The sequence below is a fragment of the Frischella japonica genome, from assembly GCF_014489845.1.
Classification (GTDB): domain Bacteria; phylum Pseudomonadota; class Gammaproteobacteria; order Enterobacterales; family Orbaceae; genus Frischella; species Frischella japonica.
Genome location: NZ_JABURY010000013.1, coordinates 59,922 through 74,552, shown reverse-complemented (window position 1 = coordinate 74,552; position 14,631 = coordinate 59,922). Strand labels below are relative to the sequence as shown.

Sequence of the window (14,631 nt, the reverse complement as noted above, 5' to 3'; positions counted from 1 at the left end):
TTGATATGAGCTCCCCCTGTCACGCCAAAGGTCTCTGCCGTTATATAACTTGAATCATCTGAGGCTAAAAATACATATAAACTAGCTAATTCAACTGGTTGGCCTGCTCGTTTCAAAGGTGTTTGTTTACCAAATTCAGGTATGGCCTCACTAGGTTGACCACCACATATTTGTAATGGTGTCCAAATTGGCCCAGGAGCAACACTATTGACACGGATACCTTTATGAGCAATTTGTTTAGCCAAACCACGGGTGAATGCGATGATGGCGGTCTTAGTTGAGGCATAATCTAATAAATTTGCACTTGGTTGATATGCCTGAATAGATGATGTGGTGATAATGGTTGAACCAGGCTTTAAATAACCTAAAGCAGCTTTTGTAACCCAAAACAAAGAAAAGACATTAATTTCGAATGTCTTACGTAATTGTTCCGTAGTAAGTTGCATAATATCTTCAACTGCTGTTTGTTTACCCGCTACAAATGTTACATTATCTAATCCACCAAGTTTTTTATGGGCTTCTTCAACAAGTTTTTTACAAAATGATTCATCACTTAAGTCACCAGGAATAAGTACTGCTTTGCGACCTACTGATTCAATTACTTTAGCAACCTCTTCCGCATCTTTTTGTTCATGAGATAAATAATTTATCGCTACATCAGCCCCTTCTTTAGCATAGGCTATTGCTGCAGCTCGACCGATACCGGAATCCCCTCCTGTGACTAACATTTTTAGTCCTTCTAAACGGTGATGACCTTGGTAACTTTTTTCACCACAATCAGGAATTGGCTTCATGTCACATTGTAAACCTGGGGCTGATTGTTTTTGTTTGGGAAATTTTTCGTGATAATATTTTGTCAATGGATTGTGTGTTTGTTTACTCATGATTTTCTCCAAGTTTTTGTAAGTGATTGTTTTAAAATGTTTTTTTAATATAACTTAAATAAAATAAATTTACTAATCACAAAATCCTATTACTGAATATATATTAATTGCTAAAATATCTAATTAATTCAATTAATTAAATTAGAAATCGTTTTGCTATTTAAGATAATATAAATTACGATGGCTATAACGATTTTTAACCATCGAAGCAAGGTTATTGATAACAACTAAACATTTAAACAGATATAAAAATAGCACCTTTTTTACAAGGTTCCATTGTGAATGGACTTCTTCATTAATCGATTTTGCTAACAATCAGTTAGTTATGCTTATTCTAAATACCCAGAACTTATTTGGTCATATACCAAATAATTAATGAAAACTGACTTATTTAGCTAAATTCAAGTTATACATCCATCATAGGTGTTATTGAAATTATTTATATACAAAACAGCTCTTTTAGTTATTAAGTCATTTAGTAACAAATAAGATATACTTATTATTTGAAGCCGCAACATATTGAATTATGGTAAAATGAATCGAAAATTCTCTGTTGAAAGCGTTATAATGGTTTTAATTAATAACATATATTTTTGGCGGGAATAATGTAATAATACTTGTTTTATAGTCATTGGCAGCATCAATAGCCTGCCCTATTGTTTTTAATCTTGATAAGATTGAAATAAAAAAACCCGTCAAATTTGCGGGTTTTAACAAGATTTATATTGGTCTGATTATAGTTTTTTTATTGCTGCATAATGATCAATTAACTTATTTTTATCGTTTTGATAACCTTCTAACTTCTCTTTTTCTTTTGCAACAACCGCCGCTGGCGCTTTATCGACAAAACTGCTATTGCTAAGTTTACCGTCGATACGGGCAATTTCGTTATCGATGCGTGCCATCTCTTTTTCCAGTCGAGCTAATTCATCTTCTTTGTTAATTAACCCAGCCATTGGAATAAGTAGTTCAGCACCGTCAACTAACTTAGTGACCGATAATGGCCCGGTTTCACCTTCATCTAACAGAACAATTTCTGCTAATCTTGCCAGCGATTCAATAAAGGTTATATTATCACTGATAATACGATGAACAGCAGGTGAAGCTTGGCGAATCAATAATTGTAATGGTTTGCTCGGTGCAATATTCATTTCAGCTCGAATATTACGCACGGCAATCACCGCCTCTTTGATCCAGTTAATATCGGCAACAGCTTGATCGTCAATATGTTTACTATCAAAAGTCGGCATCGGTTGTAACATAATAGTATCAGCCTTGATACGCATTAGTGGTTTAACACTTTGCCAAATTGCTTCAGTAATAAATGGAATAATTGGATGTGCTAAGCGTAACAATGCTTCCAATACCGTCACTAAAGTATGACGAGCAGCACGCTGTTCAGATTGCTCACCATTTGCCAGTACTGATTTGGTTAACTCTAAATACCAGTCACAGAACTGATTCCAAGTAAATTCATATAAAATATTAGCGGCTAAATCAAATCGATAAGTATCGAACGCTTCTCGATAGGTTTTCACGGTATGATTAAATTCAGCTAATATCCATTTATCGGCTAATGAATAGGCTAAATCACCACCAGTAAAGCCACAATCGTGATCTTGCGTGTTCATAAGTACATAACGGCTGGCATTCCAAAGTTTATTACAGAAGTTGCGGTAACCTTCCAAACGTTTGAGATCCCAATTGATATCACGTCCGGTTGAGGCTAGTGCCGCTAAGGTGAAGCGTAATGCATCGGTACCGTGCGCTTCAATGCCGTTAGGGAACTGTTTTTCAGTACGTTTGGCAATTTTTTCCGCCAGTTGTGGTTGCATCATATTGCCGGTACGTTTTTCCAGTAAATCAGCAAGTGAGATGCCGTCAATCATGTCTAAAGGATCGATAACATTCCCTTTAGATTTCGACATTTTTTGCCCTTCTTCATCACGAATTAAGCCTGTAACATAGACTGTTTTAAACGGAATCTGCGGCTTACCGTCTTTATCTTTGATAAAGTGCATGGTCATCATAATCATTCTAGCGACCCAGAAGAAGATGATATCAAAACCGGTGACCAGTACATTGGTTGGGTGGAAAGTTGCCAAATCATCGGTATTTTCCGGCCAACCCAATGTAGAGAAAGTCCAAAGTGCAGATGAGAACCAGGTATCAAGCACATCTTCATCTTGTGATAACACCACATCATCGGCGATATTGTTTTCCCGACGGACTTCGGCTTCGTCTCGTCCAACATAGACATTGCCTTGCGCATCATACCACGCCGGAATACGGTGACCCCACCATAATTGGCGTGAAATACACCAATCTTGAATATCATTCATCCACGAGAAGTACATGTTCTCGTACTGTTTTGGCACAAATTGGATATCGCCATTTTTAACGGCATCAATAGCAGGCTCGGCCAATACTTTCGCTCGCACATACCATTGGTCAGTTAACATTGGCTCAATCACCACGCCGCCACGATCGCCATACGGTATGGTTAAATCATGTGGTTCAATCTTTTCTAAAATGCCTTGCGCTTCACAGGCGGCAACGACCGCTTTACGGGCGGCAAATCGTTCTAAATTTTGCAATTCAGTCGGAATATCTCCCCCATAAACATCACTCGGTTCGCCATTTGTGTCAAACACTTCGGCTTGTGAGCGGATCTCACCGTCAAAGGTGAAGATGTTGATCATCGGTAATTGATGACGGCGACCAACTTCGTAATCATTAAAGTCATGTGCCGGAGTAATTTTTACGCAACCGGTACCTTTTGTCATGTCGGCATGTTCATCACCAATAATCGGAATACGACGATTAACCAAAGGTAAAATAACAAATTTGCCGATCAGATCTTGATAGCGAGGATCAGCCGGATTGACCGCTACCCCGGTATCACCTAATAATGTTTCCGGACGCGTTGTGGCGACAACTAAATAATCTTTACCGTCAGCCGTTTTGGCGCCGTCAGCAAGTGGATAACGTAAATGCCACATTGAGCCTTTTACTTCACGATTTTCAACTTCTAAATCAGAAATCGCGGTGCGTAATTTTGGATCCCAGTTGACCAAACGTTTACCACGGTAGATCAAATCTTCTTGATAAAGTCTAACAAATACCTCTTTTACCGCATTTGATAGCCCTTCGTCCATAGTGAAGCGCTCACGATCCCAATCCACCGAATCGCCTAAACGACGCATCTGTTTGGTAATGCTACCGCCTGATTGCGCTTTCCACTCCCAGATTTTTTCGATAAACATTTCACGACCATAATCGTGACGGGTTTTGCCCTCTTCGGCAGCAATTTTACGTTCAACCACCATTTGCGTTGCAATACCGGCATGGTCGGTACCCGATTGCCATAACGTATTGTTACCTTGCATACGATGATAACGTATTAATGCATCCATAATGGTTTGTTGGAATGCGTGCCCCATGTGTAAACTTCCGGTCACATTCGGCGGTGGGATAGCGATGCAGTAGCTTGGCTGTGATTTGTCGCCATTAGGTTTAAAATAGCCACTTTGCTCCCAGTGTTGATAAATTGGTTGTTCGATTTCTTGTGGATTATAAGTTGTATTTTTCATAATAAATGCATAAATCCTGATTCAAGGCATAAAAATGCTTTCTATTCTACAGTAAAATAGCCAAACAATAAATTGGCTAAGTAAGAAACCGTGGATTAAATCTACAGGGAAACTTGTGTTAGAAGAAAACGTTGGCAACAAAAGACCACGACGTTATGAGTGGTCTTTTAAAGCTTTACTAACCGTTATATTATGTCTATTTTCTAAATAACTTGATCTATTTATATGTCTTGATTGTTGTACTTATAGAATATTTTAAGTTTGTCTAAAACAAAAAACCTTAAACATAAAATAGTATAAGGTTTCACTGATATACATCATTTTACTGCGATCGGCACTGAAAAATCGAAAAATAAAGAGATTTAAAACTTTTTTATTAGTCATTACAGCAAATAAACGTAAATGCTTGGTTTATTATAACTGAAGTATTTTTCATTTTTTTTATATTATTAATTATTGGTACCCTTACTCACACAGCCTGTGTAATATCTAACATCATTAGTTCCTCGGTTACCCACATAGCCGAGTGTGGATTCAACAACATAATGGTCATTTAAATCTTTAATGTTTTTAGTCCAATAATAAGCAACATTATATGTGTCGGTTGTGTCATTTGACCAATCACTGTCTTTATAATATTGATTGGTTACAGTACCCCATTCTGAGAATAATCCTCCCATCCATTGACCATCACTTTGTTTATAGCTAATTTTTCGTCGATAAACTTCCTTAACCCCAGATATACCATTTTTCCAATCAATTTGTATACCATTTCGATCTTTCTCACGGTTAGAGTTTGTAAAATCCCGAACATCAGGTATATCATATTTTAGTTTTTGACAACGGGTTAGAGTTTCTGAATAATCATTTGAAGCGTTTTCAAACCCAATATACCAACGTTGTATTTTGAACGAATAGAAAGCAGTGTTTTTAGCGTTGTCGGCGTATAATTTAAACGTTGCAGGATTAAAGGAAGTATTTGTGCTTGTATATGTTGGCCCTTTTAAGGTGACTCTTAATTTTCCATCCTTTTTACTTAAGACTAGACTTATGCCATTTCCGCTAATAGGTGTGACGTTAGTACCATTGATACGGATAATATCGTCAACAGTTAAGCCGGCAAGTTTTATATCAAAGAATAAGTTATTTGCCCCTGTAGTTGGGAAATTATTTTCTGGGTTGTTTTTATCATAAGTGACAAAACCTTTGTTTTTTTTCCAACTGTCCGTATCCACATTATCCTGATTATTAAGATTCGGTTGCGCATAACAAAATTTAACGCCTGAAGGAACTTGAGGGGAAAAATAATAATTATGAGTCGTAAACGGATATCCTTTAATACTAGGGTTACCATATTCAGTTTGAAAACTTGTACCGTATGCGTATACATTCAAATGAAATGGAGCCATACAAGGATCTAATTTCATATCCGGGTTAGCATGAATTGAGCTTACCAGACTTAAACCTTCATTATCGTACCAAGTTGTCATTAAATAATCATTATTGCTTATATACATAATAACATCTTCGTCTTTATCAACAAAAGAAAGATTGGTAATTTTTTTTATTGGAATTTTTGGGTAGTCATAATTTTCGGGTGGTAGTTTTACAAAAGTTTTTATATCCGAAACCTTAATCTCGCTAGCTAATATTATTGGATTTTGAGCACTGGATTCAGTATCTATATTAAGAGTAGTAATATCACCATTAGGTGGTAAAGGCAATGTAACTGCCAATAAGGGATTTAAATCTTGCAATATTTTTCCTTCAAAAATTATATAAGGCGCAGAGCCTTGGATGCTTTTTAAAGAAGTGGCAGAAATTGGTGTGGCTTCATTTGTAATAAAGAGCAAACTCAAATTAAAAAGTAATAGTTTTTTCTTTTGATAAAGGCAGGTGAATTTAAACATATTTTAGTCCTTTTTGTTATTTTGGTAAGATTTGTTGTTATTAAACTTTTTATAATTTTAAACCTATCATGGCTTAGATAAAGTATAAGTTAACCATAGTTATTAATCAATAAATATAGCTATTACAATAGGTTATAAATTATTATCTGATTTTTGATAATCAATCTTGCCAATTAGGTATATATTTTCCATGCTAACACTTTCAATTGCTCTTTTGCTGGCAAGAAGTCAACATATTCAGAATATGTAACCGATAACATTAGCGATTGATTTGCGAATTAATGAGCAACTTAAGCGTAATGTTATAATATTTGGCTACCATAGATATTTTTGTACCCTAATTGGAATGATTGGCGAGGCAATGTTACCTATGATTCATAGAAAAAATGAAGTGACGGATTGCAGTTTAACGAAGGTTATCTTCATTTGTGTATTGTTTATAACATAAGGAAAATTTAGATTGTTTAACTAGATATAATAAAAAACCTTATACCATTTTATGGTATAAGGTATAGCTGCTATTGCGATATGGTAAAAAAGAAATAATAAAGAGATTTTACAAAATATTTATATTATGTTTGCCATAACAATTAAAATTGTTAGTTCCCAGAACTCACACAGGCAGTATTATAGTTTTGTTCACTACTTTCCCGGTTGCCAACAAAACCGGTCTTGGATTCAACAACGAAATAATCATTGGTACTTCTTAGCTGTTTAGTCCAAAAATAGGGAACCTTAAATTCGTTTTTAGTATCTTTTGGCCAATCACTATTTTCATAATAGCTATTATATACAGTACCCCACTCTGAAAATAATCCTCCCATCCATTTACCATCATTTTGTTTATAGCTGATCTTTCTTCGGTAAGGTTCTCCAACTCCAGGTATACCACCATTCCACCCAACGCTTGTAAGACGATTAGAGTTTGTAAAATCCCGAATATCAGGTATAGCATATTTTAATTTTTGACAACGGGTTAGAGTTTCTGCATAACCATTTGAAGCATCCTTAAATCCGATATACCAGCGTTGTACTTTGAACGAATAGAAAGCATTGTTTTTAGCGCTGTCGGCGTATAATTTAAACGTTGCAGGTTCAAAGGAAGTATTTGTGCTCGTATATGTTGGTCCTTTTAAAGTGACTCTTAATTTTCCATCCTTTTTACTTAAGGCTAAACTTATGCCATTTCCGCTAATAGGTTTGACGTTAGTACCATTGATACGGATAATATCGTCAACAGTCAAGCCGGCAAGTTTTAAATCAAAAAATAAGTTGTTTGATCCTGTTGTTGGGAAATTATTTTCTGGGTTGTTTTTATCATAAGTGACAAAGCCTTTGTTTTTTATCCAACTGTCCGTATCCACATCATCCTGATTATTAAGATTTGGTTGCGCATAACAAAATTTTACGGCTAAGGGAACTTGAGGGGAAAAATAATAATCATGTGCGACAGATTGATAATTAGAATCTCTAGGAACGCCATAATCTGTACGAAGTGTGAATTGGTCTGCAGATAATGTTAATTTAAATGGCGCATCACATGGTTCTAATTCTATGTTCGGGGTCTTTTTTATTTTCTCTGTCAGATTATGCCCCTCATTATCGGACCAAGATAACGTTAAAGATTCATTATTGCTTGCAAAGTTTACCTTATCTCCGTCTTCGTCGCCCCATGAATTAGCAAGAACATTACTTAATTGAATTTTAGGGTATGTGTTATTTTCAGAGGGTAGTTTTACAAAAGTTTCTATATCCGAAAACTTAGTGTTGCTAGCTAATATTATTGGGTCATTAGCACTGGAATTAGTATTTTTAGTAATAGTAGTAATACCATCAGGAGCGGGCAATTTGACTGTCAATAAGGGGGATAGATCGTCCGATTTTTGCCCATCAAAAATTAGATAAGGCGCAGAGCCTTCAATGTTTTTAGAAGAAGTGGCAGAAATTGGTGTGGCTTCATTTGTAATAAAGAGCAAGCTTAAATTAAATAGTAATAGTTTTTTCTTTTGAAAAAGGCGGGTGAATTTAAGCATATTTTAATCCTTTCTTCTTATTATTATATTAGTAATATTATTTTTTTATTTTAACCTATTAGGTCTAACTAAAGTATAAGATATATGGTAATCCTTAATCAATAAATAAGTATAACCTAACTTGGTTAAGGAAATCATACTTTTAGTATTTTTATAATCAATCTTGTCGCTTTTGGCTTTATCTTTTTTCAGCGAACTTCCCTACTAGCTTATTAATTGTGCTAGACGTTAATGAGCAAGATAAATACCCGAACCGTTTTGCTTAGTGAACAAATCGCTAACGAGTATCGCTACTGCATTTTTACCAATAAATTTAAAACAACGAACTGCTTTCATCACTTAACCAACACAATTATGTGGTATAAAATTTTAAGTATTTTGTTGACATAGGCATTTAATTTTATATGAGCTGGTAAAAGATAATGATAGACGATAATTATTCGATGCTTTGTTTACTAACTGAATTTTCATAAAATAAACCACTAGTTTCATAATTCTCAGCTCATAGCCAATGAATAAGAACTGAGCATTATGAGCACGCAAAACCTTGATGATTGGCGTTTCGATGTTAGATACAATTGATAGAAAAAAATGGAGTGGTTGATTAAAGCTTAATCAAGGTTTATTGTTTTAATGAATTGATTGTAATATAAAGTAAAAGATTATTAAATGAGATATAGCAAAAAACCTTATACCCTAATATGGTATAAGGTTCATCGGTAAATAGTTTATTACCAAGCCACACAACTGCTATAGATAGTATTATTTGTATCTTCTTTGAAACTAATTAAGCCAGTATTTGTTCCAACAACATAATGCTGATTTTTGTTTTCTTTCTTTCGTCTATCCATAGTCCAATAATATGCATCATGATCATATTTTGGCCAATCACTATCAGGATAATATTCTTGGGTTACTTTACCCCATTCTGTGAATAAACCGCCTATCCATAGACCTCTTTCTCGTTGAAAGCTAATCTTTCTTTGGTAATTGGGACCAACCCCTTGAATACCATGTTGCCATTCGGAAGGCTCACCATTCCCACTGTCAGCGTTTGTAAAATCTAATACATTTGGCACAAAATACTTGGTGTTTTGAGTAGATAATTTTTCATAACAACGCTTTTCATCAATGAGTTCATAAGAGATAGGCGTATAAGGGTAGGCAATAAACCAGCGCTTTATAATGAATGAGTAAAATGGTTTGGTTTGATTTTTGTCAGCGTATAATACAAAATGTGAATTTTTAAAGTCAGTTAAGAAGGTATTATATCTAGGTCCTTTTAAAGTCACTCTTAATTTTCCATCCTTTTTACTTAAGGCTAGACTTATGCCATTTCCGCTGATAGGTGTGACGTTAGTACCATTGTTACGAATAATATCGTCAACAGTCAAGCCGACAAATTTTATATCAAAAAATAAATTATTCGAACCGAGTGTTGGAAAATTTTTTTCTGGGTTGTTTTTATCATAAGTGACAAAGCCTATGTTTTTTTTCCAACTGTTCGTATCGAAATTATCCTGATTATCAAGATTTGGTTGCGCATAACAAAATTTAGCGCCTGAAGAAATTTCTGGATAAAAATAATAATCATGTGCGACAGATTGATAATTAGAATCTCTAGGAACGCCATAATCTGTACGAAGTGTGAATTGGTCTGCAGATAATGTTAATTTATATGGCGCATAACAAGGATCTAATTCCATATTCTGGTTATTTTTTATTTCCTCTGTCAGACTATTCCCCTCATTATCGGACCAAGATAACGTTAAAGATTCATTATTGCTTGCAAAGTTTACCTCATCTCCGTCTTCGTCGCCCCACGAATTTGCAAGGACATTACTCAATTGAATTTTAGGGTATGTGTTATTTTCAGAGGGTAGTTTTACAAAAGTTTCTATATCCGAAAACTTAGTGTTGCTGGCTAATATTATTGGGTCGTTAGCACTGGAATTAGTATTTTTAGTAATAGTAGTAATACCATCAGGAGCGGGCAATTTGACTGTTAATAAGGGGGATAGATCGCTCGATTGTTGCCCATCAAAAATTAGATAAGGCTTAGAGCCTTCAATGTTTTTAGAAGAAGTGGTAGAAATTGATGTGGCTTCATTGGTAAAGAAGAGCAGGCTTAAATTAAATAGTAATAGTTTTTTCTTTTGAAAAAGGCAAGTGAATTTGAACATATAAAATTCCTTTTTATTATTATTTGGTAATGATTATTTTTTTAATTGTTTTATAATTTCTAAACCTATTATGGTTTATACACAGTATAAGGTATCCCATCGTCATTAATCAATAATTAAATATAACGATTACCTAGTTAAGGAAATTACCTTTTTGTATTTTTATAATCAATTTTATAACCTTTGCTTTATCTTTTTTTAGCAAACCTTTCCACGAGCTTATTAATTGTGCTAGACGTTAATGAGCAGGATAAATATCCGAACCGTTTTGCTAGTGAATTTTCATAAAATAAACCACTAGTTTCATAATTCTCAGCTCATAGCCAATGAATAAGAACTGAGCATTATGAGCACGCAAAACCTTGATGATTGGCGTTTCGATGTTAGATACAATTGATAGAAAAAAATGGAGTGGTTGATTAAAGCTTAATCAAGGTTTATTGTTTTAATGAATTGATTGTAATATAAAGTAAAAAAGATTATTAAATGAGATATAGCAAAAAACCTTATACCCTAATATGGTATAAGGTTCCTCGGTAAATAACTTATTCCCAAGCCACACAACTGCTATAGATAGTATTATTTGTATCTTCTTTGAAACTAATTAAGCCAGTATTTGTTCCAACAACATAATGCTGATTTTTGTTTTCTTTCTTTCGTCTATCCATAGTCCAATAATATGCATCATGATCATATTTTGGCCAATCACTATCAGGATAATATTCTTGGGTTACTTTACCCCATTCTGTGAATAAACCGCCTATCCATAGACCTCTTTCTCGTTGAAAGCTAATCTTTCTTTGGTAATTGGGACCAACCCCTTGAATACCATGTTGCCATTCGAGAGGATCACCATCTCCACTGTCAGCGTTTGTAAAATCTAATACATTTGGCACAAAATACTTGGTGTTTTGAGTAGATAATTGTTCATAACAACGCCTTTCATCAATGAGTTCATAAGAGATAGGCGCATAAGGGTAGGCAATAAACCAGCGCTTTATAATGAATGAGTAAAATGGTTTGGTTTGATTTTCATCAGCGTATAATACAAAATATGAATTTTTAAAGTCAGTTAAGAAGTTATTATATCTAGGTCCTTTTAAAGTCACTCTTAATTTTCCATCATGCTCACTTAAATTTAACTTTATCTGACTGCGGCTATTTGTGACAACATCACCATTGAATTTAATAATATTCTTAACACTTAAATTTCCGACAAATTTTATATCAAAAAATAAATTATTCGAGCCGACTGTTGGAAAATTTTTTTCTGGGTTGTTTTTATCATAAGTGACAAAGCCTATGTTTTTTTTCCAACTGTTCGTATCGAAATTATCCTGATTATCAAGATTTGGTTGCGCATAACAAAATTTAACGCCTGAAGAAATTTCTGGATAAAAATAATAATCATGTGCGACAGATTGATAATTAGAATCTCTAGGAACGCCATAATCTGTACGAAGTGTGAATTGGTCTGCAGATAATGTTAATTTATATGGCGCATAACAAGGATCTAATTCCATATTCTGGTTATTTTTTATTTCCTCTGTCAGACTATTCCCCTCATTATCGGACCAAGATAACGTTAAAGATTCATTATTGCTTGCAAAGTTTACCTCATCTCCGTCTTCGTCGCCCCACGAATTTGCAAGGACATTACTCAATTGAATTTTAGGGTATGTGTTATTTTCAGATGGCAGTTTTACAAAAGTTTCTATATCTGAAAATTTAGTGTTGCTGGCTAATATTATTGGGTCGTTAGCACTGGAATTAGTATTTTTAGTAATAGTAGTAATACCATCAGGAGCGGGCAATTTGACTGTTAATAAGGGGGATAGATCGTCCGATTGTTGCCCATCAAAAATTAGATAAGGCGCAGAGCCTTGGATGCTTTTTAAAGAAGTTGCGGAAATTGATGTGGCTTCATTGGTAAAAAAGAGCAAGCTTAAATTAAATAGTACTAGTTTTTTCTTTTGAAAAAGGCGGATAAATTTGAACATATTGTATTCCTGTTTATTGTTTTTAAGTAATATTTGTTACTTTTAAATTGTTTTATAATTTTTTATACCTATTATGGTTTGTAAAAAAGTATAAGGTATCTCATCGTCAATAATCAATATAAGAATGACAATTAAACTGATTAATAAAATTACCTTTTAGTATTTTTATAATCAATCTTGTCGCTTTTGGCTTTATCTTTTTCAGCGAACTTTCCCACTAGCTTATTTATTGTGCTAGACGTTAATGATCAGGGTAAATACCCGAACCGTTTTGCTAGTGAATAAATCGTTAACGTGTATTACTACAGCATTTTTACCAGTAAATTTAGACCAATTGATTTAATTCGACTTAATTGAGTAGTAGAAAATATTGGGTATCCTACAGACATAGATATTTAACTATACATGAGCTGGCGTTAGATAATGACTAATGTTAATTTTTCGATGCTGTACTTAGCAAGTTAATTCTTTATAAAATAAAAGTTTAATTAGCTAGGGTTGGATTTTTGAACAATAGAGCACGACAAATATCTTATTATCGTCCAGCATCGTATGTTTACGAATTCATGAAACCATAATGGTTAGTTTAAACACATGCCTAATATGTATACTTATGAGTTGACATTGTATGGTCAGAATTACACTATCTTATCATCATTTAAGGCGAAATAATTGCTTTATTACTTGGTTTATAAATTAGCTATTCGATTTTTGGGGCCACAGGTTTTATCTTGTGTGTCTTTATGTTGTGCAACAAATCCGACCAAAATGAATAAGTATTTATAACGTTAAATAAAATAATGTCTAAAAGCATTAAGTATTTTAAGCTTAAAAAAATTGAATATTGCGAATTTAAATGGTTAATATAATAAAAAAATCAAATCAGTATTTAACGTTATTCATTTTAAGGATAAAGATACGATAAATACTGATTTAATTGATAATCTAGTGATTAAAATAGATCTTTTACGTTACCACCCTTTTCAGTAATTTTCTTCATTACTTCTTTATGTAACCAAGTGTTTAGCGTTACGCTATCATTAGTATTGCCTTGATAATTTAATTCAGCCGCTAATTTTTTGCGCGCATCTAAACTACTATCTAAACCAAGTAGTTTTAAAAGATCGACAATTGAAGAACGCCAATTAAGTTTTTGAGGATTCTTGTTAGCTAAACCATCAAGAATGGCAACTACGTCAATATGATTTGCCTCTGCCGAAGTATTAGTTTGATTAGGTTGTTGATTTGAATTGGACTGATTTTGCGTTGAATCATCACTGTGATTTGTTACTGCATCTTTAGCTTGTTTCGCTGCATTTTCGACTTTATCTTTTATATTACCCATAACATTACCGAATGATGATGGAATAATTTTAGAAAAAATACTTTGCAAAATACTCATTTATAACCCCTTTTAAGATCTACATTTATAAATATACATGGAACAACATAAATAGTTAATCTTAAAAGTTCTTGTATGTCAATGGGTTATATCCAAATAGCGGAATGTAAATATAATTAGTTTTGTTTAACATTAATTGTTTTAAGTTTGAATCCAAGAGTTTTATAAGCTTGATATCTTTCTCTAGCACATGCTTTGAGTCTTTCATCGTCTGGAACAAAATCAATAATATAATGGTAAGTAGGTGAAAATTCTGGAAATTCTTCTTGCAGGTTAACTAATAATTGGCGATTACCATTTCCCCTTTTTCCTACCCAGGCAATTTCGACAGGGGAACCATTGCTTAAACCTTCACCAACTAAATTATGAGGAACAAAACTGTCGGGATTTAATTGCCATAAGTATTCATCAATTCGCTCAGCTTGTTGTTGATCCTGACAAGTAACCAAAATTCGTAAACCTTGTTGCCAATTGGCAATAATTTGCTCACAGGCTAATTTTTCATGAGGTAACAATAATGATGACTCATTGTTATTAATTTCTATATGTTCAATCAGATAAAAAATGACTTTTTTCAGCATTATTGTCCCCTATAAATAAGTGTAAAACTAAATCATGTTTAGTTA

8 protein-coding genes are annotated in these 14,631 nt (G+C 33.8%); all 8 read right to left on the bottom strand.

All coding sequences use genetic code 11. The features are described from left to right. Positions 1-884 (bottom strand): SDR family oxidoreductase (locus FcAc13_RS05745; protein ID WP_187755254.1); only part of this gene is annotated, 884 nt, incomplete at its 3' end. A 734-nt stretch (positions 885-1,618) separates the two neighbouring features. Then, a complete protein-coding gene (locus tag FcAc13_RS05740; RefSeq protein WP_187755253.1) occupies positions 1,619-4,477 on the bottom strand; it encodes a valine--tRNA ligase in 2,859 nt (952 codons plus the stop codon). Positions 4,478-4,926: 449 nt separating this feature from the next. Continuing rightward, complete coding sequence (locus FcAc13_RS05735) at positions 4,927-6,387, bottom strand: hypothetical protein (RefSeq protein WP_187755252.1); 1,461 nt, start codon at positions 6,385-6,387, stop codon at positions 4,927-4,929. 599 nt (positions 6,388-6,986) lie between these two features. Beyond that, positions 6,987-8,420 carry a hypothetical protein gene (locus FcAc13_RS05730; protein ID WP_187755251.1) on the bottom strand — a complete coding sequence of 478 codons (1,434 nt, stop codon included), beginning with the start codon at positions 8,418-8,420 and terminating at the stop codon, positions 6,987-6,989. 731 nt (positions 8,421-9,151) lie between these two features. Then, positions 9,152-10,603 (bottom strand): hypothetical protein, encoded by a 1,452-nt coding sequence (locus FcAc13_RS05725; RefSeq protein WP_187755250.1) that lies wholly within the window; start codon positions 10,601-10,603, stop codon positions 9,152-9,154. 545 nt (positions 10,604-11,148) lie between these two features. Then, positions 11,149-12,603, bottom strand: coding sequence for a hypothetical protein (locus tag FcAc13_RS05720; RefSeq protein WP_187755249.1), 1,455 nt, complete (start codon positions 12,601-12,603; stop codon positions 11,149-11,151). Positions 12,604-13,555: 952 nt separating this feature from the next. Then, the gene (locus FcAc13_RS05715; RefSeq protein ID WP_187755248.1) at positions 13,556-14,005 is read right to left on the bottom strand and encodes a DUF3597 domain-containing protein; all 450 of its coding nucleotides are present in this window, start codon (positions 14,003-14,005) and stop codon (positions 13,556-13,558) included. A 116-nt stretch (positions 14,006-14,121) separates the two neighbouring features. After that, positions 14,122-14,586 (bottom strand): DNA polymerase III subunit chi, encoded by a 465-nt coding sequence (locus FcAc13_RS05710; protein ID WP_187755247.1) that lies wholly within the window; start codon positions 14,584-14,586, stop codon positions 14,122-14,124. Between the last annotated feature and the right edge of the window lie 45 nt (positions 14,587-14,631).

Bases quoted from the DNA above. Each gene is read 5' to 3' on its own strand.
- FcAc13_RS05740 (WP_187755253.1), bottom strand. From the start codon at position 4,477: ATGAAAAATACAACTTATAATCCACAAGAAATCGAACAACCAATTTAT.
- FcAc13_RS05735 (WP_187755252.1), bottom strand. From the start codon at position 6,387: ATGTTTAAATTCACCTGCCTTTATCAAAAGAAAAAACTATTACTTTTT.
- FcAc13_RS05730 (WP_187755251.1), bottom strand. From the start codon at position 8,420: ATGCTTAAATTCACCCGCCTTTTTCAAAAGAAAAAACTATTACTATTT.
- FcAc13_RS05725 (WP_187755250.1), bottom strand. From the start codon at position 10,603: ATGTTCAAATTCACTTGCCTTTTTCAAAAGAAAAAACTATTACTATTT.
- FcAc13_RS05720 (WP_187755249.1), bottom strand. From the start codon at position 12,603: ATGTTCAAATTTATCCGCCTTTTTCAAAAGAAAAAACTAGTACTATTT.
- FcAc13_RS05715 (WP_187755248.1), bottom strand. From the start codon at position 14,005: ATGAGTATTTTGCAAAGTATTTTTTCTAAAATTATTCCATCATCATTC.
- FcAc13_RS05710 (WP_187755247.1), bottom strand. From the start codon at position 14,586: ATGCTGAAAAAAGTCATTTTTTATCTGATTGAACATATAGAAATTAAT.